This window comes from Oceanobacillus sp. AG, from assembly GCF_009746545.1.
Taxonomy (GTDB): Bacteria; Bacillota; Bacilli; order Bacillales; family Amphibacillaceae; genus Oceanobacillus; species Oceanobacillus indicireducens.
The window spans coordinates 253,338-278,700 of the sequence record NZ_WOWT01000003.1 but is presented as its reverse complement, the minus strand read 5'-3'; the positions used below and the strand labels follow the sequence as shown (position 1 = coordinate 278,700).

Genomic DNA, 25,363 nt, shown 5'->3' with positions numbered 1-25,363 from the left:
GATAACGTATGACAACTTCAACTGTTTCTGTAGAGCAATTATCAATCAATACCATCCGCACACTTGCTATTGATGCCATCGAAAAGGCGAACTCCGGTCATCCTGGGCTTCCGATGGGAGCGGCCCCGATGGCCTATACACTCTGGACAGATTTTATGACGCATAACCCAAAGCATTCCAAATGGTTTAATCGGGACCGATTTGTTCTTTCAGCAGGACATGGATCGATGCTTTTATATAGTTTACTACATTTATCTGGCTATCATGTGACGATGGATGATTTGAAGAACTTCCGTCAGTGGGGTTCAAATACACCGGGTCACCCGGAGGTACGCGACACAGATGGTGTTGAAATGACGACAGGTCCACTAGGACAAGGGATCGCCTCTGCAGTAGGGATGGCGATGGCTGAAGCCCATTTAGCTGCTACGTATAATAAGGAAGATTTCCCTGTAGTTGATCACCATACATTTGCACTTGTTGGAGATGGCGATTTAATGGAAGGAATTTCACATGAAGCGGCCTCCCTTGCAGGACATCTCGGTTTAGGTAAATTAGTCGTTCTATATGACTCGAATGATATTTCTCTCGATGGGGATCTCGACAGGTCATTCTCTGAAAGTGTCGAGGGGCGGTTCCGTTCCTATGGTTGGCAAGTTCTTCGTGTGGAGGACGGTAATGATGTAGGTGAACTTCGTAAAGCGTTGAAAGAGGCGAAGGAAAATAAAGAGCAGCCGACATTAATTGAAGTGAAGACCGTAATCGGTTACGGCTCACCGAATAAAGGAGGTTCTTCTGATTCCCACGGTGCACCACTCGGTGAGGAAGAAGTGAAGCTCGTAAAGAAAAATTATAACTGGGAGTATGAAGAGTTTTTCGTCCCAGAAGATGTGTATGAAGATTTTAATAAAAAGATAGTTCGCAAAGGTACACAAGCTGAGAAAGAGTGGGACGCGTTAATTGAAAAATATAAAACTACTTATCCAGAAGAGGGCAGACAGTTACAGTTAGCGATTAATGATGAACTTCCGGTTGAGTGGGATAAAAACCTGCCAACCTATGAAGTCGGCTCAACGCTAGCAACGCGTGCTTCCTCAGGAGAAGTTTTGAACGCGATTGCCCAAGCTGTTCCGAACTTTATCGGCGGTAGTGCAGACCTTGCAAGTTCGAATAAAACGATGATTGATGGAACGGGTGACTTCACAAAAGCGAATTACGCGGGACGAAATATTTGGTTCGGTGTCCGTGAATTTGCGATGGCGGCAGCGCTTAATGGAATGGCACTGCATGGCGGCTTGAAGGTATTCGGTGGAACCTTCTTTGTCTTCAGTGATTATTTACGTCCCGCTGTTCGTTTATCGGCCCTAATGAAAACACCTGTTACGTATGTTTGGACACATGATTCAATTGCTGTAGGAGAAGACGGCCCAACGCATGAGCCTGTTGAGCAGTTAGCATCATTCCGTGCAATGCCAGGCTTATCGGTGATTCGCCCGGCTGACGCGAATGAAACCCAGGCTGCTTGGCGTCTTGCTGTGGAATCAAAGGATGAGCCGACTGCACTTGTGCTTACACGTCAAAACCTTCCAACATTGGAAGGTACGAAAGAAAAAGCATATGACGGTGTAAGAATGGGGGCTTATGTTGTAAGTGAAGCGGAAAAGAAAACACCGGATGCTCTAATTCTCGCAACAGGCTCTGAAGTGCAATTAGCAGTTCAGGCGCAGGGCTCTTTGAAAGAGAAGGGGATTGATGTTAGAGTCGTCAGCATGCCGTCTTGGGACCGTTTTGAAGCTCAAGAACAGGCTTATAAAGACAGTGTGCTGCTTCCTGGTGTTAAACAGCGTCTAGCTATTGAAATGGCTTCTTCGCTTGGCTGGGACCGTTATGTAGGTGATAAGGGGGATATCCTTGCCATCGACACATTTGGTGCCTCAGGCAATGGAGAACGAATCATAGAAGCGTATGGCTTTACTGTAGAAAATGTTGTAAAACGCGTGGAAAAATTAGTAGGACAGTAAAATAAGAAATAAAAAAAGATGCCTTGGACTGGGCATCTTTTTTAATTAAAATTAAAACCAAGTTGACAAATAGGAATAATCAAATTAGAATATCAATAATCATAAAATATTGAACCTTTTAAAGGGAGGCAGATACATATGGCTTTTGAATTTGATCATTTAGTACATTTTGTCGGAAGTCCAGAAGAGGCGAAGGAAAGTTTAAAACAGCATGGTTTGCATGTGGTGAATGGAGGAAGGCATGAACACGGGGGGACATATAATACGCTCAGTTATTTTGATTTAAGTTATGTAGAACTTATTGGAGTGGTAAATAGAAGTTTAGCGGAAAAGTCGGCCGAAAAATATAGTTTAAGAGATACGTTCAAAAAAGATAATTATACAATCGGACTATCAAGAATTGCACTTCGTTCTCTTAATCTCGAAGTTGAAGCCGAGCGCTTTAAATCACTTGGGCTAGAAGTGTTTGGGCCCTTCCCGCTCAGTAGAAAAAGGCCAGACGGCAGTGTCGTAAGCTGGAAACTATTATTTGCAGGACGGGAGAATGAAGAACTGGAACTTCCTTTTTTTATTCAGTGGGATGATTCGGATGAAGAGCGAAAAGCAGATTTAACGGAACAGGGAACGATAGCCCCGCACCCAAAAGGTGATCTTAAATTATCTTCTATCGGCTTTGCTGTTCGAAACTTAGATACCACGGTTGAAAAGTGGTCGAAGTATTTGGACTTGGAAAAGGGAGAAAGCTTTGTTGACGAATCCCTGAATGCGAAAGGTCAAAAATTAAAACTGGTAGGAGGGGACATTGCGTTTTATAGCCCAATTGGAGATGGAATTGTTGCAGAAACGTTAGCGGAAAGAGGAGAGAAGCCATTTTTGGTGGATTTTACGGGCTCCAAGGAGAAAGAACAATTTGAAGTGAAGAACGCATTGTATCGCTTTATCTAATAATGAATAAGGGGATTAAAATGATGAGAAACAAGTTTATTTTGAAACTGGGCATGTTCTTAATTTCTACGGTAGTGTTCTTGGCAGGATGTGGGACGGAAGCGTCAGATACATCAGGCAAAGAGAGTGATAGTATTGTGAGAATTGGATTTCAAAAAGGGAACACGTTACATCTTTTAAAGGAAACTGGATTTCTTGAAGAGGCTTTGGCCGAAAAAGGCTACGAGGTTCAATGGGAGATGTTTACTCATGGTGGTACCTTAATGGAAGGGATTTATGCTGGTGCAATTGATTATGGGCATGCAGCTGATGGGCCGGGGATTATTGCTCAAGCTACAGGTAAACCGATTGTTTATGTTGGTGCAGATGCCCCTAACCCAGAAGGAGTTGGTTTACTTGTATTAAAAAATTCGGGAATTGAATCTGTTGCAGATTTGAAAGGGAAAAAAATAGCTGCATTGGAAAATGGAAATCATCGATATTTGACCGTTCTGGCACTTGAAAAAGCAGGATTAACGAATGATGGTGTAGAGTGGGTTTTCCCAGAAGATGCCGGACAAGGAAGAACTATTTTTGAAACAGGACAGGTTGATGCATTAGCCTCCTACGATCCTTATCTGGCTTCGGCTGAGGGGGAACTGGATACGATTTCCCTTACGGAAGGAGAAGACTATGAATATCCGAACCGCACTTTCTATTATGCGAGCACAACTTTTGCAGAAGGGAACCCAGAACTGCTTGACCTCATTCTAGAAACGATCGATAAAGCGGATCAATGGGCGAATGAAAATAATGAAGATGTTATTGAGCTTTTATCAGATAGTTTAGGAATTAGTGAAGAAATTATTGGGAAGCAAATTGCCCGTCGTACGTTTGGTGCAACGCCAATTACCCAGGAAATTGTCGACACCCAGCAAAAACAGGCAGATGTATACTATGATATCGGATTGATTCCTGAAGAAATTGATGTATCAGAAGTAATGCCAGTAGGTGGAAAATAATTGGTTCGGAGGAAGATTCGAGTGAAAGAAACATGGTATGAAAAATTACAACCTTGGATAATTCCAATTATCCTATTAATATCCTGGCAAGTGATTGCTAGTTCTGGAGTTGTTTCGGAAACTTTATTCCCTTCGCCGTTAAGTGTCATTGTGAGAGCGTGGGAATTAACGATTAGTGGAGAACTATTTAATCATATTATGGCGAGCCTAGGTCGGGCAGGTCTAGGAATGATTATCGGCGGTGCGATTGGTTTTATTTTTGGAATTTTAAATGGACTTTCCAGTAAAGCTTACCGTTATACAGACACAACGATTCAAATGATCAGGAATGTTCCACATTTAGCGCTCCTTCCATTAGTGATTGTTTGGTTCGGTATCGGTGAAAGTTCGAAGGTTTTTCTTGTCGTACTGGGTGTTCTATTCCCGATATACGTGAACACGTACCACGGCATTCGAAATCTCAACCCTGGATTAGTTGAAATGGGGAAAATGTATAAGCTCAAAGGCTGGAAGCTATTCAAGAATATCCTTTTCCCTGGGGCGCTGCCATCCATTTTTGTCGGAATAAGATATGCACTTGGTGTCATGTGGTTGACGCTGATTATAGCAGAAACAATCCCGACTCAAGTGGGGATTGGTTACCTAGCAACGAATGCTAGAGAATTCATGCAAACAGATATTATCATCTTGAGCATTATTATTTATGCATTGCTCGGAAAGCTGGCTGATTTAACAGCAAGATTTGGCGAAAAACGTATGCTTACATGGAATGAAAGCTATAAATAAGCAGATAGATGTATTTTAAAATAAATGAGGTGTATAAATTGGCTAGCGAAGTTATAACAGAAAGTAATGATATAAAGCAGTTGAATCCTCACGCTGTTCAAATCGATCTGCAGCATGCTAGTAAATCGTTCGGTAAAAATAAGGTTTTAAAGAATATCCATCTATCCATTGAAAAAGGACAATTCATTGCTGTTATAGGAAAAAGCGGGAGCGGGAAAAGTACATTATTACGTATTATAGCAGGACTGGATAAGTTGACGGAGGGAGAACTATTATACAACGGTTCTACCCTTGATGAATCAAAAGTAAATATTACAATGATGTACCAAGATTCAAGACTTTTACCTTGGAAAAAGGTGATCGATAATGTTAGTCTCGGACTAGAAGATAAGGAGGCAGAAAGGGCTGAACGCGTGCTGGAAGCAGTAGGTTTATTAGATTTTAAGCATGAATGGCCATCTACCTTATCTGGAGGTCAACAGCAACGGGTAGCTTTAGCACGAGCATTGATTCATGAACCTTCATTATTATTGTTGGATGAACCATTAAGTGCACTTGATGCTTTTACACGTTTAGAAATGCAGAATTTAATTGAAACCATTTGGAATAACCTGGGTTTTACGACATTGCTTGTAACACACGATGTAAGGGAAGCGATCCGTCTGGCGGATCGGGTTATCCTGATAGAGGATGGGAATATTGGTCTTGATATCAATATTGAAAATCCTCGGCCACGACAATTATCTGATCCGAAGCTTGCGTTGTTGGAGGAAGAAATCTTGAATCGAATAATGAATGGTGAAATGGAGAGCGTTTCAGAAAAAAGAGTTAGTCCATAATTGAATGAAAAGAAGCATATGAAAAAGATGCCTCAGTGTAAGGAGGCATCTTTTTTGTTTTGACAGTAACTAAAAAGTTTAAAACTAAGCAATAAAATCTTCCCAAGTCGATCTACTGTTTTAGAAAACAATATATTTACCATCTATAATCATAGCAATGGTGACCGTTAGATTCTCCTCTACTTTGTGATCTATCACAGTAACAGATTTCATACTTATCATTACCAATTCTATGCATAATTTCACAAGAAGTTGTAAATCTAGTGATCCGCTTCACAGCGAAATACACGTATATAGCCTTAACATGTATCGAGTTAAATTCAATGCCGCAATTTAAATGATTATGCCAAGTTAAACTCCCTGCCCTTTCCAATGAAAATGTGACCCTATCCTTGACACACAAGGTGTCTTGGCGTTTCCTGCTTTGAGAAAAATAATAGCTTTTTAAACTTAATTACGAGTAACCTTGAATTATTTATAAAAATTGCCCATAATTAAGAGATAACTAAGCTTTATAGCTTTACTAGAGGTGACAATGAATGAGGAAGATTGGAAGAAACGAACCGTGTCCTTGTGGGAGCGGGAAAAAATATAAGAGATGTCACGGTGCAGCCCGTGTAATGGAGGTTGATCCTACTCGTTTTAATAATCAATTAGATGAGCTTCATCGGGGACTGTATCGTTTTGCCATGCAGAACTACCGCGGGGAACTTGGGGACATGATTTCGCGACACCCGAAGTATTCACCGATTGAAGACGAAGAACGAATGAATTTATACAAGTTGGGTTTGACTGCTTGGGCAATGATTCATGAACCAATTAAGCATGAGCAGACAGTTTTTGACATATATTATGAAGACCAACGGAATAAAACGAAAGACGCGAGAGTGAATCGGGCATTTACAGCTTGGCAGGATGTCACACCATCCATTTATGAAGTTGTTTCTATAACGGATGAAAAATTCCATATACGGGATATCCGAATAAATGAAGAGACGACTGTAAGAGCGTATGAAATGAGCAGTGTAGAGGAGGGGGATTTTGTAATCGGGATGCTGCTTCCGTTTGTACAGAAGCATGAATTCCTATTGGCGATGTTTGAATTGTTTGGTGCGGATGAGGAATTTATTGATAGAATAAAAGCTTTGAATGATGAGGAGTTTACGAAAGAATATCCTGCGATTTTAGCAACTGCTTTAACGATGGAAAACACACCAGCTGATCCTGCAAATGAACCGGCAACTGAAGCATCATCCGAGGAAATGCTTTGGGATAATCCATTATATGGTAAGGTTGCAGAAATATTTGAAGAACATATGTTGAAAAAAGAATTTGATGAAGAACATATAGCACAGGGACTTGAAATCTGGAAAACATTTACGGAAAAAGAAAATCCGGCTTTCAGAAAACCGGAAAGTTATGCGGCTGCCCTTGACTATGTCCTCCAGCAAAGAGTACTCGGACAAGCGAACCAATCACAAAAAGAACTGGCTCAGATTTATGGTACAAGTCCTACTACCATATCCAATAATCGCAAAAAAATTATCGAAGCAATCGCGTAATCATTGTGCCTGTCATGCCTTAGATTTTGTCAAAAAAAGGTATGACAGGCAGTTTTTTGATTGCATAGGTAACTATAATTATTGCTGATCCAAATGGGAATAAAAATGCGCAACTGTTCTGTGAGTGTGGTCGGGCATTAAGAAAGGGTCTTTTATTCGTCGGAAGGAAAGACGGAATTAATCGGCAGTATTAAGTGGTGAAGCGTTAGACATACTAAAAAAGTTTTAATGTCTCGAAATAGGGAACAGTATTTATAGGTCCTAATAGAGCCTGAACATTAATAAAAAGGAGAGATAGTATGGCAATTGAACATGCACATTCACACAGTCATCCTGAAGAATCGGCAGCGATTACATTAAATCATCTCGTAGCAAATCTCGGAGTATTGTACGTAAAACTTCATCAATATCATTGGCATGTGAAAGGACCGCATTTCTTCACTTTGCATGCTAAATTTGAAGAACTTTATAATGATGCAACAGGCTACTTTGACTCGTTTGCAGAACGTTTACTGCAGCTTGGTGAAAGACCTTATTCGACACTCCAAGAGTTTAATGAGCATGCGTTCATCAAGGAAGAGGTTTATCAACGGGAAATTCATGCAGATAAAATGGTGGAAGATCTCGTAAATGATTACCGTGCGATTCGTGATTATACGGTAAAAGGAATTGAACTAGCAGGAAATGAAGGAGACGCGGTGACGGAAGATATGCTGATCGAATATAAGAACAATCTCGACTTCCAGCTGTGGAATTTGCAAGCTTATCTTGGTAAAGATGCAACAGAGGGCGAGTAAAACAAAACCCCCTATTTACTTGAACAAACTGGAAGTCTAATGGGCGATTAGAACCTTCTAATCGCCCGGATGAGTTCAACTCAAGCTCATTCGGTCGATTAGAGCACCTTTAATCGCCTGAATGAGTTGTAAGCTATCTCATCCAGTTGATTAGAAGGCTTGTAATCGCCCAAGCGAATTTCAAATCTATCTCCTTCGAGTGATTAAAACTCTTTAATCACCCGAACGAACTCGAATCTGGTTCAAACGGCGGTAAAAAAATAAAAAAAGCAATCATTCCCCACATTGAAGGGAAGTTGCTTTATGATAAGAAGTGGGACAGTAATCAAAACGTCTCGCTTCTTTTTTATTCGGAAAATATTTGTCATGTCAAGCGCTAAGTCTGAACAATTTGTATACTGGAAATAGTTATTATTATAAGTATAATAGACTTAAAGTTGTCGTTTTTGACAAAAATAGTTCAGTTTATAGAGAGGAGTGTTGGTATGGAACGGAAAAAGAAAAAACAGGAATGGCGCTTTTCTGTTGCAAATAGGGAGGCGCTTATAGGATGCGGGCTTGCTATATTCAACTTTATCTGGTGGTATGGTTTTGCCTATGGACTTGGTTCGAAGCCACCTGAGGAATATACATATGTTATGGGATTTCCTGCGTGGATTTTTTACAGTTTAATATTTGGAACACTAGTGATGTTTGTTGTTGTCATTTTAGTTGTTAAATTTTTCTTGAAAGACATTTCACTAGAGGATGAAGAGGAAGATACAAAGGAAGATGAGGTGATGAAAGGATGAACTGGGCGGTAGTTACCCCTTTATTAATTTTTCTTGTTGTAATTTTTATTATCGGTATGTGGTCTAGTAGAAGATTATCGGAAGCGGATGGGTTCTTGAGTGATTATTTTCTAGGCAGCAGAGAATTCGGTGGCTTACTGCTCGCGATGACGATGGTTGCTACATATGGAAGTGCGTCAAGTTTCCTTGGCGGCCCAGGTGCTGCCTATACGATTGGTTTTGGTTGGGTGCTGCTTGCAATGACGCAGCTTGCGACCGGATATTTCGTGTTGCTTATTCTTGGGAAAAAGTTCGCAATCGTTGCAAGACGGTATAATGCGGTTACGTTAATTGACTTTTTAAAAGAAAGATATAAGAGCAAGACGGTTGTACTGCTCTCTGCATTTAGTATTATTGTTTTCATGTTCGCTGCGATGGCGGCACAGTGGGTTGGAGGAGCTTATTTAATTCAATCATTAACTGGAATTAGTTATATTGGCTCTTTATTTATTTTTACGATTTCGGTACTCGTTTATGTTACGGTTGGTGGGTTCCGAGCCGTTGTAGTAACGGATGCGGTCCAGGGGGTTATTATGGTCGTTGGTACATTGGTTCTCCTTGGAGCGGTTATTATTGCGGGCGGTGGGCTATCGAATATATTCGCTGATTTGGTCGCAATTAATCCGAATTTAATTACCCCGTTCGGTCATGACGGTTCCTTGACGGCTGCTTACGTTTCGTCTTATTGGATCCTTGTCGGAGTAGGGGTTGTAGCACTTCCGCAAATCGCAGTTCGTGCGATGTCCTATCGGAATTCGACAGCGATGCACCGTGCGATCATCATTGGAACAATTGTCACTGGGACGATTATGCTTGGCATGCATTTGATTGGGGTATTTTCCCGTCCAGTATTGCCTGGAGTTGAAGTAGCGGACCAGGTAATTCCGCTCGTTGCTTTAGAAGTGTTGCCTCCATGGCTCGCCGGAGTCATCCTATCTGCCCCGCTTGCAGCAATCATGTCAACAGTGGACTCGCTTCTATTACTCGTTAGTTCATCCGTTGTAAAAGACGTGTATATCAACTATATAAAACCGAAAGCAACAGATCGACAAATTAAAAATGTGAGTATGGGAGTTACTGGAGTAATTGGGATAGTCGCTTTCATTCTTGCAATCAGTCCGCCTGAATTACTTATTTATCTGAACTTATTTGCTTTTGGTGGTTTAGAATCAGCTTTCATGTGGCCGCTCATTATGGGGCTTTACTGGAAATATGCGAACAAGACTGGTGCCATCGCATCGATGATTACAGGGATCGGTTCTTATATTGCTATTCATTATTATAACCAGGCATATGGCGACTTGTTTGGCGTCCATACGGTTACCGTGCCGGTTTTCCTATCCTTGATTGTGTTTGTTGTCTTCAGTTTGATCTTTAAAGAAGAAGCGTACGAGTTTCCAACAAAAAATATTAACAAAGGAGCATAGGTAGGCCATGCCTGTTTTTAAAATCAGGCATGCCTCTTATGAATAGATTGGATCCCCGGAATAGATGGGATTTGCAACATAGAGATAAAGAAAAGGGGAGTGAAGTTTGTGAAAGAATTGCTGAGTTGGGAAGAATGGGCAGAGCTTGATGCGACAGGTTTAGCCGAGTTGATTCGGGAAAAAGAAGTGACCCCGCAGGAAGCCGCGCGTCAAGCAGCAAAAGGGATTGAGGCATTGAATCCTGAAATTAGTGCAGTTATTGAAGTATTTGACGATGTTGTGGAAGATCCACTGCAAGACGGAATGAACCCGGATGGTGTGTTTGCCGGTGTCCCATTTTTGATGAAAGACTTGGGACCCACGATAAAAGGTCGACTTCAGGAGATGGGTTCTTTACTTATGCAAGGAAATCGAGCAGAGAAAGATAGTTTTCTAACGACGAAGTTTCGCGGGGCAGGTCTGAATATTATAGGAAGAACGACGACTCCCGAACTAGGTCTATGCAGTTCCGCGGAAAACCCGGATATCTATGTGACGAGGAACCCATGGAATGTTAATTACACGACATGCGGTTCTTCAGCAGGCTCGGCTGCTTCCGTTGCTGCTGGCATTGTTCCAATTGCTCATGCGACAGATGGTGGTGGCTCAATTCGAATTCCGGCAGGAGTAAATGGAAATATCGGACTCAAGCCATCCCGAGGAATTTTTTCCTTGGCTCCCAATGGTTCCGATTTAATGAGTGTTGTGTCGAGCCAAGGAGCTCAGACCCGTACAATTCGGGATATGGCAGCTTTTGTCGATCATACGCGAGGCGGGGCACCTGGTGAGTTCATGCCATTTTGGCACCCGGATGAATCTTATACGGAATTAATTAAAAAGGATCCGGGTAAATTGCGGATTGCGGTGTCGCATGAATGGGGGGATTACCGAGCAACACCAGAAATTGTTGCCGAACTGAAAAAAACAGCAAAATTCCTCGAAGAATTAGGACATGACGTCGAATGGACGATTCCGGATATTGATTTCCATGCTGCATATAAGGCACAGACGGAGGCATATATCATGAATTTTTCCCAAACGATTTCTGAAATTTTAGAAGGGAAAGATTTAGAAACACCACCTGCTGGATTAGTGGAACCGATGTGTATTCGGGTGTGGGAGGAAGGAAGACATGCAACATATGGTGAACGGGCAAAAATGCAAGCGGTTTTTAACCAGCTATCCAGGTCAACAGCTGCATACTTTGAAAAATGGGATATCATTCTGACACCGACGATGGCACTTCCGACGCCGCTTGTTGGAACGACAGAATACTTGACGATGAGTGATAATCCTTCTGTTTACGACTGGTTCCATAACCTCTGGAGTATTTTTTCCTATACGTCGATTGCCAATATTTGCGGTATCCCAGGAATCTCTCTTCCGGTGGCACAACTTCCTAATGGTTTACCGTTTGGAATGCACGCACTCGCCAAAGAAGGAAATGACGGTCTGTTGCTTCAGCTCGGTGCCCAGATTGAAAGAGCGCTCGATGGGAAATGGAACGATGGAAGGAAGCCGGATATCCATGTTACTAAAATACAATCCATGCAGAAGCAATAATTATAATAATAGACTTTGTGAAAGAGGATGAAAGAGATGAGAGAATACAAGATTGCGGTATTACCCGGAGATGGGATCGGTCCAGAAGTGACAAGGGAAGCGGTAAAAGTCCTTGAACGAATTGCTGAGATGGATTCTAGCTTCCGTTTTAAAACGAAGAATTTTAATTGGAATAGTGAATATTACTTAGAGCACGGGAAAATGATGCCAGAAGATGGACTCGAGCAGTTAAAAGAATTTGATGCCATTTTATTCGGTGCGATTGGGGATCCTCGAGTGCCAGATCCAGTGTCGATTTGGGAATTAATTTTACCAATACGGAAAAACTTCCAGCAGTTTATTAATTTTCGCCCGGTTAAACTGTTGCGGGGCTTGGAAAGCACATTGAAAAAAGAGGTGCCGATTGATTTCGTTATTGTCAGGGAAAATAGTGAAGGAGAATATACAGACTCAGGTGGAGCGATGTTTCATGGGGAAACCCGAGAAATGGCGTTACAGAACATGGTGATGACGCGGCAAGGGGTTGAACAGATTGCTAGATTTGCTTATGACTATGCACGTGCGAATGGCAGGGAAAAAGTGACGAATGCGACGAAATCGAACGTCATGCTCCATACGATGACGTTTTGGGATCGACTTGTGGAAGAAGTGGCAGCGGAAAATAAAGATATCGATTATGAAAGATATTATATCGACGCACTTGCTGCTTACTTTGTCCAACGTCCCGAAACCTTTGATGTCGTATTAGCTTCGAACCTTTTCGGGGATATTTTATCTGATCTTGGATCAGCAATTGTCGGTGGTCTTGGTCTTGCGCCATCTGGAAATATTAATCCGTTGGGTGAATTTCCTTCGATGTTTGAAGCAGTTCATGGTTCTGCGCCTGATATTGCAGGAAAAGGGATCGCAAATCCAATCGCTCAAATTTGGTCAGCTGCCCTAATGCTCGAACATCTTGGAAGGAAAGATCTCCATGATCTCGTTTTACAGGCGATTGAAGAAGTGTTAGTTGAGAAAAAAGTACTGACGCCAGATATTGGCGGAAATGCGACAACAGCAGATGTTGGCGATGCAATTAGTGACAAACTGGAACGAATTGGAGGACTTTTATGACAATAACAAATAAAACAGTCATTGTAACAGGTGCTGGCGGCGGTATGGGGCGAGCTACGGTGGAACATTTACTCGAAGCAGGTGCAAACGTTGTCGGGTGCGATTTAAATATTGCAGCTTTAGCTGAACTTGAGGAGAATCCCCGTTTTAAAGCTATGAAAGCAGATTTGCTTAATGAAGCTGCTGTACAGCATATTTTTGCGCAGACAAAGAGTGAATTTGGTTCTATCGATGGACTTGCGAATGTGCATGGGATTGCGCAACATGCGACACCGATAGAAGACTGCAGCCTTACCGAATATCGAAAAATAATCGATGTGAATATGACTAGTATCTTTTTAACGTGCCGGGAAGCCGCTGCTTATATGAAGGAACAGGGAAGCGGAAAAATTGTCAATATCGGTTCTGTTTCGACGACACGGCCACGACCTGGACTGCAGGCTTATGTTGCTTCGAAAGGCGCCGTAGAGTCCTTTACAAAAGCATTAGCTTTAGAACTTGCGCCATATCAAGTGAACGCGAATGTGCTCCATCCGGGGCCAGCTGACACGTCAATGCTTGGTGAGTTTACTGCTGTGGGTAGCAGTGTTGACGATACCAAAAAGGAAGTCTTTGAAAGCAGTGTACCACTTGGCAAATTACTGCAACCGGAAGACATCGCTAAATCGGTGAAATATTTATTGTCTGATGCGGCAGAAATGATAACCGGAGCTGTTTTACATGTTGATGGTGGGAGAAATATATAGTTTTAAAAAAAAGGGGAGACACTGGTGAAAACATATGAAATGTATATCAATGGAGAATGGACGAAAAGTGCGAACGAAGCGGTAATTGATGTGCTGAATCCGTCAAGCAGTGAGAAAATCGGTGAGATTCCTCGAGGTACGAAGGAAGACGTGGACCGGGCTGTTCGAGCTGCAGCTGCTGCATTTCGCACGGAGGAATGGCGTTCGTATTCGGCATTTGACCGGGGAGATCTTTTATTTGCAATTGCCGATAAAATGCAGGCCAATAGGGATGAATTAGCGGAGCTTGAAACAACGGATGTTGGAAAGCCGCTCTCCCAAGCGTATGCTGATGTGGATGCGGCGATCCGCTACTTCCGTTTTTATGGTGGGGCAGCTGATAAAGTAATGGGGGATACGATTCCAATTCAAGACGGATTGCTTGATTATGTTGTGCGCGAACCGGTTGGGGTGACGGCCCATATCATTCCATGGAATTATCCGCTGCAAATTATTTCTAGAAGTGTTGCGGCAGCAATTGCAGTAGGGAATACAGTTGTTGTAAAAAGCGCAGAGGATACGCCGCTTACCGCGTTGCGCCTCAGTGAATTTTTTGCTGAGTTAGACTTACCTGCTGGAGTGTTCAACCATGTAACAGGTTACGGGTATGAAGCAGGAGCTGCTTTAGCAGGTCACCCACTTATTAATCAGCTAACATTCACTGGTTCGGTTGCAACAGGAATTTCCGTTGGACAAGCGGCGATGGCGAATGTCGTGCCAGCCACGTTAGAGCTTGGTGGGAAGTCTCCGAATATCGTGTTTGCCGATTGTGATATGGAAGCAACCGTTGCCGGCGTTGTCCGTTCGATTATACAAAATGCAGGCCAGACTTGTTCTGCAGGGGCACGGTTGCTCGTTGAGGAATCATTCAAAGATGAATTTTTGAAAAAGGTGATTGAACAGTTCGGCAAACTAACGATCGGTGCAGGTATCGAGGATAAAGATATTGGTCCGATTTTAAATGAAAGGCAATTTGACCGGGTAATGGGGATGATCAATATTGCTCGGGAAGAGGGAGAAATTCTTTTTGGTGGCAATCAAGTGATAGTCGAAGGATTTGAAAATGGTTTTTATATCGAGCCGACGATTGTCGATGGAGTAAGTCCACACAGTAGAATTGCCCAAGAGGAGGTATTTGGTCCGGTGCTTACCGTGTTTACGTTCAAGGACACGGAAGAAGCGTTAGAACTTGCAAACAGTACGGATTATGGGTTAGTTGCCGGCGTTTGGACGAAAGATATTAACCGCGCTCATTACTTAGCAAGCAGAATTGATTCCGGTCAGGTGTTTATCAACAATTACGGTGCTGGTGGTGGTGTTCAAATGCCATTTGGCGGCTACAAAAAGAGCGGGTTCGGCAGAGAAAAAGGTTGGGCAGCACTGGATAACTACACTACAATAAAAAACGTGGCAGTAAAGTATAGATAGAATACAGAAGTGAAAACAGACCATTGTTTTCACTTCTTTTTGTGAATTATTTTTAGAAGGGATTGCTAGTACTATGGAAACCAAACTGATCGATGCTCATATCCATCTTGATTTTTACACCACTGAAGAACAAAAGCAAATAATCGAGTCATTGGACAAGCATCAGATAGAAGGCCTTATTACCGTTTCACAAAATCTCAAGTCCGCAAAATCAAATCTCGCTTTATCCAAAACATATTGCACTATCCAACCGGCCTTTGGATATCATCCGGAACAAACTTTGCCTTCAGAAAAAGAAATAGTCCAGTTGACGGAATTTATCTTAACACAGGAACAAGACATGGTTGCAATTGGAGAAGTAGGGCTACCTTATTATTTAAGACAGGAGACAGATCTTAAACTTGAAGAATATATCGACCTGCTCGAGCATTTCATCATGCTTGCCAAGCGAACAAAGAAACCAATTATTCTCCATGCCGTTTATGAAGATGCACCAGTTGTTTGCTCTTTACTTGAGAAACATTCGATCGATAAGGCGCATTTTCATTGGTTTAAAGGAGATGATAAAACAATGCAACGGATGCTTACGAATGGCTACTTTATTTCTGTAACGCCGGATATCGTATATAAGCCTAAAATTCAGCGAATAGCCAAACAATATCCACTTGAACAATTAATGGTGGAAACGGACGGTCCTTGGTCATTTTCCGGTCCTTTCGAAAATAAACGCACTCATCCCAAAATGTTGCATGAGTCGATAAAGGTGATTGCACACTTAAAACAAATCGATAGAACAGCGGTTTATCAGCAAATTTATGAAAACACGAGAAGTTTTTTCACGCTTTAGCTTTGACGACTATTGCCGAAATCGCGTCACGAAAGACATGAATAAAAAAGGTATGTTATAATATTCGAGCGGTGTTTTTCCTCAGGCGGAATGTTTTTTTATAATTTGATACACATTTAAATGTGTGCTTCTTTTTAACCTATATTATCCTACACCAAGAGAAAGGAGTTACATATATGGAGTTTACTCTATGGGATGTTCTGACGGATTTAGGACTATTATCGTTGTTATTGTTAGTAGGAATGGTTTTACGTGCAAGGGTAATATTTCTGCAACGTTCTTTTATGCCGGCAAGCATTATCGCCGGAATTTTGGGCTTGATACTGGGACCGAATGGTTTTCAAATCATCCCGTTTTCTGATTTTATCGGAACATATCCGAGTGTTTTAATTGCTATTGTTTTCGCTTCCATACCATTATCATCAGAGAAGTTCGATTGGCGGAAAGTCATGGACAAGGTTGGTGGTTTTTGGTCATATTCACAAATCATCATGTTATTGATGTGGGGACTAGGTTTAATGTTTGCACTAATTTTTCTTGTACCTACATTCCATGTCCATGATGGATTTGGTTTATTATTAGCTGCCGGCTTTGTCGGGGGACATGGTACTGCTGCAGCACTTGGCGATGCTTTTCAACAGCAGGGCTGGGAAGAAGCGACTTCCCTTGCGATGACTTCCGCAACAATTGGTGCAATTGTCGCTATTGGAGTAGGGTTGCTTTTAATCCGTTCTGCGGCAAATAAAGGTGAAGCGAACTATATCAGCCGGTTTGAAGAACTGCCTACAGAATACCGGACCGGTCTATTGCCAAAAGAGAAAAGAACTTCGATGGGGAATGATACAGTTTCGAGTATTTCCATCGATCCCCTTGTATTTCACTTGGCGCTCGTGCTGCTTGTAGCAACCGGGGGTTATTTTTTAAGTCAATTTGGTGAGCGGCTATTTCCGCAACTTACGATTCCAGCGTTTTCTTTGGCGTTTTTAGTCGGTTTATTTTTAAATATTATGATTCAAAAAGCAGAAGTGGATCATTATATTGATAAAAATGTTGTATCAAAAGTGAGCGGAAGTGCGACAGATATCTTGGTAGCTTTCGGAATCGCATCGATTAACTTAACAGTTGTAGCGGAGAACATTGTACCATTTTCAATCCTGATTATATTCGGTATCCTCTTCTCTTACTTTTTCTATAAAGTCGTTTCTAAGAATTATTTCCAAGAGAATTGGTTTGAAAAAGGTATCTTTACTTGGGGCTGGATTACTGGTGCAGTGGCAATGGCGATTGCTTTACTGCGGATAGTTGATCCAAGAATGGAGAGTAAGACGCTTGATGAATATGGCTTGGCCTATATACCAATCGCGCCGGTTGAAATTATGCTCATTACCTTCTCGCCGATGTTCATTCTTCATGGCCGTCCGTGGTTATTCGTCACGATAACGGTCGGATTGTCCATTCTCATTATCCTATTTTCTATCCGAAGGGGCTGGATTATGATAGGAGAAAGAGAAAATGGATAAACGGGAAAAACCATTGATTAGAAACTTAGTCAATGGTTTTTTTATTGAAAAACAATAAATTCCCCCGATTTGTATGATGTTATGCTAGTATGAAAGTAAGTTTCTAAAAAATGTGAGTAATATGTTAACGAGTGTTTTAAAGGGGGAGAAATAATGGATTTAAAATTAAAAGGGCAGTCCGTCATTGTAGCTGCGAGCAGTAAAGGATTGGGTAAAGCAATTGCATTAAAATTTGCTGAAGAAGGAGCGCATGTTCTGATTTCCAGCAGGAGGGAAGAGGAATTGAAACTTACCGCAGCTGAAATCAGGAAGAAAACAGGTAATGAAAATGTCCGCTATAAAACATGTGATATAACGGATGAATCGCAAATTAAAAAGTTAGTGGGAACAGCTATAGAATGGAACGGGAAGGTAGATGTACTGATCAATAATGCTGGCGGCCCACCTGCTGGAACTTTTGATAAGTTTTCAGACAGCGACTGGCAAGCTGCTTTTGAGTTGAATCTATTAAGCTTTATCCGTCTTACGCGGGAAGTATTGCCTTCCATGCGGGAGTCAGGAGCAGGGAGAATTGTTAATATTGCATCCTCATCTATTAAACAGACATTGGATAATCTAATTTTATCCAATACATTTCGTGCCGGGATTGTCGGCCTATCGAAAAGTCTTTCTCAAGAACTGGCAGGAGACAATATTCTTGTTAATACCATTGGTCCGGGCCGAATTGCAACAGACCGAGTGCAGGAATTGGATGAAATACGAGCGGATCATAAAGAAATCAGCTATGAACAACTCCGGAATGAAGTCGAACGGTCGATCCCGATTGGGAGATACGGAGAACCCGAAGAATTTGCGAACATGGTCGTTTTCCTTGCGTCGGGCGCTAACTCCTATGTCACTGGTCAGAGTCTCGTTGTTGACGGAGGGCTTGTAAAAGCATTGTAGATGAGGAAACCAGCTTTACTTAAGTAATTTATGAACTATGTGATTGTGTACACAAACAACCCGCTTGTCGATATTTCCCGGGAAATAACAACAAAAGCGGGTCTTTTTATTCAGGAAGAAGTGGGTTCTCCTTTAATAAAGTGAAACTTCATCCAGTGGGGAATTCCTTACCCCCTACTGAAAGTTAGTTGAACAGAATCAGGTATTTACGGACTGTATATCCCTCAGCTCCACATGTTGGGCATCCCTCATGTTTAGAAGAGGGGATATTACAGACCGTTAATGCGTGATAAAGTGAAACTTCATTCAGTGGGGAATTCCTTCCCCCCACTGAAAGTTAGTTGAACAGAATCAGGTATTTACGGACTGTATATCCCCCAGCTCTACATGTTGTGTTTCCCCCTATGTTTGGAAGAGGGGATATTACAGACCGTTAATGCGTGATAAAGTGAAACTTCATTCAGTGGGGAATTCCTTCCCCCCCACTGAAAGTTAGTTGAACAGAATCAGGTATTTACGGACTGTATATCCCCCCAGCTCCACATGTTGGGCATCCCTCAAGTTTAGAAGAGGGGGTATTACAGACCGTTAATGCGTGATAAATTCCCACAAGCCATCAAAAACTTTCGCATCATACAAAGAAATAATTAGAACAAGGCTGATTGGTCCAATAATAAGGCCAATTAAACCAAATAGTTGCAGACCTGCAAACAAAGATACGAGAATGGCGAGTGGATTTAACTTCATACTGGATGATAGTACTTTCGGTTCTGCAATTTGTCTGACGGTTACGGTGGAGCCATATAGAATGAGAAGGCCGATCCCCATAAACAAATCCCCGGTAAAAAAACTATATATACTCCAAGGAATCAAGATGAGCCCTGGTCCGAAATATGGCAATAGATCGATGAAACCAAGAATTACAGCGATAGTAAGTGACTGCTCCACCTGCAATATCAATAAACCGATGAAACTGACTAAAGCAGTAAGAATCATTAAGATGATTTGGGATTTTAAAAAGCCGAATGTTTTTCGCTTTAAATCACGTAAGACATTCCAGGTCTTTTTTTGGAAAATGAGCGGCAACTTATTTTTATAAAGGGTGGCATATTTCTTAGAATCTTTGCTGATGAAATAAATTGCAAGAATAGAAAAAATAATAACTGTAAATGTAATGGGAAGGGCACCGATAAAGGTGGAAAGGCCGTTAGCAATACCCTGACCAATCCTGCCGAGTAAGGCGGCGACATTGCTACCGATAATTTGAATCCCTTCCTGCAAGGCTTGGCGCTGCGAAGAATCGAGGTTGTCTATAAAGCCAATGCCTTGATCCCATAATGGTAAAATGACATCATTGAAATACAACTGGATATTTATGGAAACTACTTCAATTTGATTCGGGATATAATCCGACAGGTATAAAAATCCGTCAATGGTCTTTTTGATAAGGATCGTCACAATGCTTCCGATAATTCCAATAAGGAAAAGGATTCCGGTTAATACGGCAAGTGGTCTTGGAAAACGTAAATATCTTTCAACAGTATTAACAATCGGATTGATTAAAAAGGCAAGTAAAGCGGCGATTAGAAAAGGATATGTAAGTCTAAGAAAATGATATAGTAAAAATAAGCCAATTGCGGAAATAAAAGCTAGAAATAGGATGCGGAAAATTATTTGGATCGCTGGGTGTTTCATAAGCAGAGCTCCTTTCAATCGCTTGGAACATAATTTGCTATCTGTTAATAAAAATAGCGAAAATTCATTTGTTTTTATTTTTATCCTATCATAATTTCTTGGCTTTAACTAGAATGAGTCGCGTCTATATAAAGAAAGGACGTCACGTAAGTAACATGAACGTCCTACTTAGTTAGCTATATAATTTTCCGTATAAAAAGGAAGAGAGTCTTTGTTGAAAGCTACCCCGACAACGAGGGTTCGGTAGCTATTATGCAACTTGTTTTCACGGTGACCAGGTGAATTCATTAAACCTTCATGGGCGAAAATACTGCTTTGTTGACCAGCAGCGAGATTTTCCCCAGCCCTTTGGTAGGCAACAGCATCTTCTGTTAAGCGGTCAAATGGGGACTTGCCTTCCAGATTTGTGTGGCTGAAATAATTATTTTCTGCCATATCCTGACTATGGGCGCGGACCGTTTCTAAAGCGGATTCTTCCCAATCGAGAACAGAAAGCCCGTGTTTTACCCGTGCCGCATTGGTGAGATCAAATAACTGATATTCGAATCCCTCTCTTAATTCTTCGCTCGGCATTCCAAAATAGTTTTTCTTCTGTTTTTCCAATTGCTTATCAATAATTAGAATAGCGGTCACTGTATTATTCTGATGAACATCATAAAATATTGTCGTGTAACTTTGGTCAATTTCGAAAGTATGAAACTCCCCGTTATCCTGAATTTCGTAATTCACTAAACCTTTTCGGAGCGTTTGCAGTGGCTTAGGCAATACGGAAAGCACTTCTTCCCGCGTGCTTTCAAATGTAATTCCATTACTGGAAGTAAGCAAATCTTGATTCGTATATAAACCATTGACTCGGTCGTCGTCATCATAAGAAATCATCATGAAATGTTGGTAATTCTGATGATACGTGACCCAGTCCACACCATATTCATTCCGTGTCGCTCTTTCAGGTTCACCAATTTGTGCTTCAACATCCGCCCGCAAATCACCAAGTTCAATGTTATGAATAGAAAATAAGTGATCGGAAGGAGCTGATAGCTCGGGTTTCTCTAGTTGAATTGGTGAATCTTGATCTTGAAAGGTTTCAGAAACTTTATCAGAAAGTAACCGAATCTCTTGTCCAATCCAATCGAGCGTATTGCTAACAACTGGATGCTCGCCGATTCGATAAATATCTGATTGAATATTTTCAAAAACTCCGCCTACTCCTGATTCTTTAAAACTATCCCCATAAAAATGCCAAAACAACCCGACAATAAGTAACAAAACAATAAATCTCCGTAAAAAAGTCAAACTCCCACTCCCATCTATTGAGACTAGGGTCAGTGCACATGTCCCAGTTCATAGCAATCATTCTAGCCAAATTGCTGCCTCACATACTTGCAAAGCATCTTCTTTATTTTATCATAAAAGATATCAAGCTAGTGTGATGTAAACTTACAAAAATATGGAAAAGAAAACAGGGAATATTTTATCACGTATTAACGGTCTGTAATACGCCCGCCTCTAAACAAGAGGCTAATGGGAAAACAACTTGGTTTTATTTTCCTATTCGCATGTTCATCTTACTTAAATGGGAAAACAACTTGGTTTTATTTTCCCATTCGCATGTTCATCTTACTTAAATGGGAAAACAACTTGGTTTTATTTTCCCATTCGCATGTTCATCTTACTTAAATGGGAAAACAACTGAGGTTTATTCTCCTATTAGCATGTTCATCTTACTTAAATGGGAAAACAACTTGGTTTTATTTTCCCATTCGCATGCTCACCTTATCTTTAATGGGAAAATAACTAAGGTTTATTCTCCCATCAGCATGTTCATCTTACTTAAATGGGAAAACAACTGAGGTTTATTCTCCCATCAGCATATTCATCTTACTTTAATGGGAAAGCAATAGGGAACTATTTTCCTATTAGGACGCATACCTCGCTCTAATAAGAAAATAAACGATTCCTATTTTCCCATTCGCATGATTTTCTCACTTAATTGGGAAAGTATGCGTCTGCCGGGCAACTGAACGGTAATCAGGGCACCAATATAATGACCGAGCATGATACTTACGGTGAATGAAAGTAAGAGGGATTAAAAAAAGTTTCAAAAACCCCTTGACATCTTCTCGGAATTATCTTAATCTTATTTCTAATAACTTAATTAATCTGCGTTGATGAAGAGTAGTAATTTATTCAGACACTTAAGAGAGCTGGTGGTTGGTGTGAACCAGTGTGGAGGGGATAAATGAATGGACTTCGGAGCTTCCAAACCGAAACGACAACTGGAGTAGGCTTTGGCGAATACGTCTCATCGTTATCTGAGACAGGTGTTAGGCAATAATTGCCCGACATGTTGAGTGAGCTTTTACAGCTAATAAAGGTGGTACCACGGTCCCTCGTCCTTTTTCGGATGAGGGATCTTTTTGTTTGCCAAAAAAATATAAATATAAAAAATCGTAAAGTAAGAGTAGTAAACAGTCGCTTCAAGCGTTCCAGAGAGCTGGTGATGGTGAGATTCCAGCGCGCTCGTGACTGTTGAATGGACTTATGAGAGGTTTCTGAAAAAGCAATTGTTGCTTGAGTAGGAAAACACGGGTTTCCGCCGTTACACGGATAGGATATCGAAGGAATGAAATGTAAGCCTTCCGTATCCGAAAAAGATGAAAAGAAGATTCTTTTCCAAGTGAGGTGGCACCGCGGTCCCATACGTCCTCTATAAACATCAAGTTATGTTTATAGAGGACTTTTTTATTTACAGAAAAGGAGTGAAAGGTAAATGATCTTAGCGTATCAATATGAAAAAATACCGGCAGCTGGAATGTCAGCTTTAAAGATTTTCAAAAACCTGAAATCCCGAAAAAAGTTCTTGCTTGAGAGTACGAGTTACCATGAACAAAAAGGAAAATTCACTTATCTCGGAGTTGATCCGTACGAAGAGGTTATTGGCAACCAAGGAAAAACTACGATAATAGATATTCAAACGAATACGACGAGACAACTCGAAGAACATGCACTCGACTATTTGAAAAAGCAGCAACCCGACATGGAAACACATTTACCAATCCCATTTTTCGGCGGGGCGGTCGGCTATGTCGGATATGATTTCATTTGTCATTTGGAAGAAATTGCTCTTCCAAGTGTGGATGAGTTACAAATGCCCGACGTTCATTTCATGTTATTTAGAAATATTATCGCTATTGATCATACGAAAGATTGCTTATATCTTATTGCAGTCAATCCGGACCAAGACCCTAACGTATTCCTGGATGAAGAGCTCAAGAAACTAAAAAATTTACTTCAAGCCGACATGAAAGACAGCAATACAGCTTTTCCCAATGTAGATTTCAAGTCTCAAGAAACAGAAGCAAGTTTTACAGAAAAATTGTTGCGGGCGAAGGAATATATCGAACGGAAAGAAGTGTTACAGGTAGTACTATCACAGCGGATGCAAGCAGATATTAGCGGGAACCCAGATTTCCCATTTGCCTTTTATGAGAATTTACGCGCGTCTAATCCGTCTCCATATATGTTTTACATTGATTTTGCAGATTATATTCTGCTAGGCGCGTCACCAGAAAGTTTGCTGCAAGTAACTGGTAATGAGGTGGTTACGAATCCAATCGCTGGCACAAGACCAAGGGGTGCGACACAAGCGGAAGATGCGAGGCTAGAGGCTGAACTTCTTGGGGACGAAAAGGAACTTTCTGAACACCGCATGCTCGTTGAACTTAGTAACGAAGATCTTGCCAGTGTTTGTAAGGAACAGACAATCGAACTTACAACCGATATGATCATTGAAAAATACCAGCATGTGATGCATATTGTTTCCGAGTTAAAGGGTGAGTTACGAGAAAACTCTTCAAGCATCGATGCATTAATATCTTTGTTACCTGCAGGGACTGTTTCCGGAATGCCGAAACAGCGCGCGATGGAGATTGTGAATGAACTGGAGGAAAAGAGGCGCGGCCCATATGGCGGGGGTGTTGGTTATATTAGTTTCAACCGGCATTTGAACATCGCACTTACGATTCGCACGCTGATTATCAAAGGAAAATACGCATATCTCCAAGCTGGGGCAGGGATTGTCCGTGACTCGGTAGCGAAGAAAGAATACGAAGAGACATTGCATAAAGCGCGATCCTTAGTAGAAGCTGCATACACGTTCAGTTAACAAAAAGTCGTAAAGAAAGGAGAACGAACAAATGAAGACATATCTTCAAAAGTTGATCAACAAGGAAAATTTAAGCCGGGAAGAAATGAAAGCAGCTGCAAGCCATTGCTTTACGAGTGAAGTGACCGAATCGGAAATTGCCGCATTCCTTATTGCACTCCAAGCAAAAGGCGAAACGGCCGATGAAATTACTGGTCTTGCGGAGGTAATCCGGGAAAAGTCATCCTTCCAGACGGAAAACACATTAAATGTCATCGATAATTGCGGTACTGGCGGGGACCGGTCAAATAGTTTCAATATCAGTACAACCGCAGCCTTTGTCATGGCAGGGGCGGGGATTAAAATTGCGAAGCACGGCAACCGGAGTATTTCCAGTAAAACGGGTAGTGCAGATGTACTCGAGCACTTAGGCGTCTCTCTTTCCTTTTCAAAGGAACATATTGAGGAAATGCTTGCGGAGAACAATATTGCATTTTTATTTGCTCCTCATGTCCATGAAGTGCTGAAGCCCTTTTCCATTGTTCGTCAGCATCTTGGCGTACCGACGATTTTCAATGTCATCGGGCCACTGACAAATCCAATTCAGCTGGAAACCCAGCTAGTCGGAGTTTACCGGAAAGATTTGCTTGAGAAGGTCGCAGAATCATTGAATAAGCTAGGACGGCGCAGGGCAGTGGTCGTGACCGGGGCAGGTTCACTTGATGAGGCTAGCTTAGCCGGTTTGAACAGATTGATTGTTATAGAAGATGGCAAACTAACCCCGATGAATCTACACCCAGAAGAGGTCAATTTACCAATCTATCCAAATGAAGCGATTCGTGGAGGCGACTCCAAGCGTAATGCAGAAATTCTTTTGTCCGTTCTAAAGGGTGAGCCTGGTGCTTACTTCGACACGGTGCTTCTCAATGCAGGGATTGGCATTTATACAAGTAGAAAAACGGATTCAATCCAAGCCGGGATTGAATTAGCCCGAGAGAGCATTTTATCTGGAGCAGCATTAGAACGACTGGAACGATTAGTTAGCTTTAGTGAAAAAATTCCTGTGTGAGGTGTAT

The 25,363-nt window shown here is 41.5% G+C and carries 20 protein-coding genes and 2 other annotated features; of the genes, 18 read left to right on the top strand and 2 right to left on the bottom strand.

Annotated features, from left to right (window positions below; translation table 11 throughout):
* The first annotated feature begins 8 nt into the window (after positions 1 to 8).
* From tkt to GN217_RS02550, 16 genes are all read left to right on the top strand, one after another.
* Complete coding sequence (gene tkt / locus GN217_RS02625; RefSeq protein WP_156854974.1) at positions 9 to 2,021, top strand: transketolase; 2,013 nt, start codon at positions 9 to 11, stop codon at positions 2,019 to 2,021.
* 138 nt (positions 2,022 to 2,159) lie between these two features.
* On the top strand, positions 2,160 to 2,966 hold the full coding sequence (locus tag GN217_RS02620; RefSeq protein ID WP_156854972.1) for a VOC family protein: 807 nt from the start codon (positions 2,160 to 2,162) through the stop codon (positions 2,964 to 2,966).
* 23 nt (positions 2,967 to 2,989) lie between these two features.
* Positions 2,990 to 3,967: an aliphatic sulfonate ABC transporter substrate-binding protein gene (locus GN217_RS02615; RefSeq protein ID WP_232334306.1), complete on the top strand. Its 978-nt coding sequence runs from the start codon at positions 2,990 to 2,992 to the stop codon at positions 3,965 to 3,967.
* Positions 3,968 to 3,988: 21 nt separating this feature from the next.
* Positions 3,989 to 4,753, top strand: a complete 765-nt coding sequence (locus GN217_RS02610) for an ABC transporter permease subunit (protein WP_156854968.1) — start codon at positions 3,989 to 3,991, stop codon at positions 4,751 to 4,753.
* A 38-nt stretch (positions 4,754 to 4,791) separates the two neighbouring features.
* Positions 4,792 to 5,592: an ATP-binding cassette domain-containing protein gene (locus GN217_RS02605; protein ID WP_232334305.1), complete on the top strand. Its 801-nt coding sequence runs from the start codon at positions 4,792 to 4,794 to the stop codon at positions 5,590 to 5,592.
* Positions 5,593 to 6,131: 539 nt separating this feature from the next.
* Positions 6,132 to 7,154 (top strand): YecA family protein, encoded by a 1,023-nt coding sequence (locus GN217_RS02600; protein WP_156854964.1) that lies wholly within the window; start codon positions 6,132 to 6,134, stop codon positions 7,152 to 7,154.
* A 299-nt stretch (positions 7,155 to 7,453) separates the two neighbouring features.
* Complete coding sequence (locus tag GN217_RS02595) at positions 7,454 to 7,951, top strand: Dps family protein (RefSeq protein WP_156854962.1); 498 nt, start codon at positions 7,454 to 7,456, stop codon at positions 7,949 to 7,951.
* Positions 7,952 to 8,436: 485 nt separating this feature from the next.
* Complete coding sequence (locus tag GN217_RS02590) at positions 8,437 to 8,742, top strand: YhdT family protein (RefSeq protein ID WP_156854960.1); 306 nt, start codon at positions 8,437 to 8,439, stop codon at positions 8,740 to 8,742.
* Entirely contained in the window at positions 8,739 to 10,208 is a 1,470-nt protein-coding gene (panF, locus tag GN217_RS02585; protein ID WP_156854958.1) for a sodium/pantothenate symporter, read from the top strand. The genes GN217_RS02590 and panF overlap by 4 nt, the downstream gene beginning before the upstream one ends.
* A 108-nt stretch (positions 10,209 to 10,316) precedes the next feature.
* Positions 10,317 to 11,810, top strand: coding sequence for an amidase (locus GN217_RS02580; protein ID WP_156854956.1), 1,494 nt, complete (start codon positions 10,317 to 10,319; stop codon positions 11,808 to 11,810).
* A 36-nt stretch (positions 11,811 to 11,846) separates the two neighbouring features.
* Positions 11,847 to 12,923 carry a tartrate dehydrogenase gene (locus GN217_RS02575; protein ID WP_156854954.1) on the top strand — a complete coding sequence of 359 codons (1,077 nt, stop codon included), beginning with the start codon at positions 11,847 to 11,849 and terminating at the stop codon, positions 12,921 to 12,923.
* A complete protein-coding gene (locus tag GN217_RS02570; RefSeq protein ID WP_156854952.1) occupies positions 12,920 to 13,669 on the top strand; it encodes an SDR family NAD(P)-dependent oxidoreductase in 750 nt (249 codons plus the stop codon). Before GN217_RS02575 ends, GN217_RS02570 begins: the two co-directional genes overlap by 4 nt.
* A 24-nt stretch (positions 13,670 to 13,693) precedes the next feature.
* Positions 13,694 to 15,136, top strand: a complete 1,443-nt coding sequence (locus tag GN217_RS02565) for an aldehyde dehydrogenase family protein (RefSeq protein ID WP_232334304.1) — start codon at positions 13,694 to 13,696, stop codon at positions 15,134 to 15,136.
* 73 nt (positions 15,137 to 15,209) lie between these two features.
* The gene (locus GN217_RS02560) at positions 15,210 to 15,983 is read left to right on the top strand and encodes a TatD family hydrolase (RefSeq protein ID WP_156854950.1); all 774 of its coding nucleotides are present in this window, start codon (positions 15,210 to 15,212) and stop codon (positions 15,981 to 15,983) included.
* A 176-nt stretch (positions 15,984 to 16,159) separates the two neighbouring features.
* Positions 16,160 to 17,503, top strand: a complete 1,344-nt coding sequence (locus tag GN217_RS02555) for a sodium/glutamate symporter (protein WP_156854948.1) — start codon at positions 16,160 to 16,162, stop codon at positions 17,501 to 17,503.
* 153 nt (positions 17,504 to 17,656) lie between these two features.
* Positions 17,657 to 18,448, top strand: a complete 792-nt coding sequence (locus GN217_RS02550) for an SDR family oxidoreductase (protein ID WP_156854946.1) — start codon at positions 17,657 to 17,659, stop codon at positions 18,446 to 18,448.
* A 588-nt stretch (positions 18,449 to 19,036) separates the two neighbouring features.
* Here the strand turns inward: GN217_RS02550 and ytvI are convergent.
* On the bottom strand, positions 19,037 to 20,143 hold the full coding sequence (ytvI, locus tag GN217_RS02545; protein WP_156854944.1) for a sporulation integral membrane protein YtvI: 1,107 nt from the start codon (positions 20,141 to 20,143) through the stop codon (positions 19,037 to 19,039).
* 168 nt (positions 20,144 to 20,311) lie between these two features.
* The gene (locus tag GN217_RS02540) at positions 20,312 to 21,436 is read right to left on the bottom strand and encodes a CAP domain-containing protein (protein WP_156854942.1); all 1,125 of its coding nucleotides are present in this window, start codon (positions 21,434 to 21,436) and stop codon (positions 20,312 to 20,314) included.
* 863 nt (positions 21,437 to 22,299) lie between these two features.
* Positions 22,300 to 22,544, top strand: a binding site (T-box leader).
* 41 nt (positions 22,545 to 22,585) lie between these two features.
* Positions 22,586 to 22,854: a binding site (T-box leader), on the top strand.
* A gap of 59 nt (positions 22,855 to 22,913) precedes the next feature.
* On the opposite strand from GN217_RS02540, the gene GN217_RS02535 reads away from it, so the two are divergent.
* Entirely contained in the window at positions 22,914 to 24,308 is a 1,395-nt protein-coding gene (locus tag GN217_RS02535) for a chorismate-binding protein (protein WP_156854940.1), read from the top strand.
* Between the two features lie 31 nt (positions 24,309 to 24,339).
* A complete protein-coding gene (gene trpD / locus GN217_RS02530) occupies positions 24,340 to 25,356 on the top strand; it encodes an anthranilate phosphoribosyltransferase (RefSeq protein ID WP_156854938.1) in 1,017 nt (338 codons plus the stop codon).
* Positions 25,357 to 25,363 lie beyond the last annotated feature (7 nt).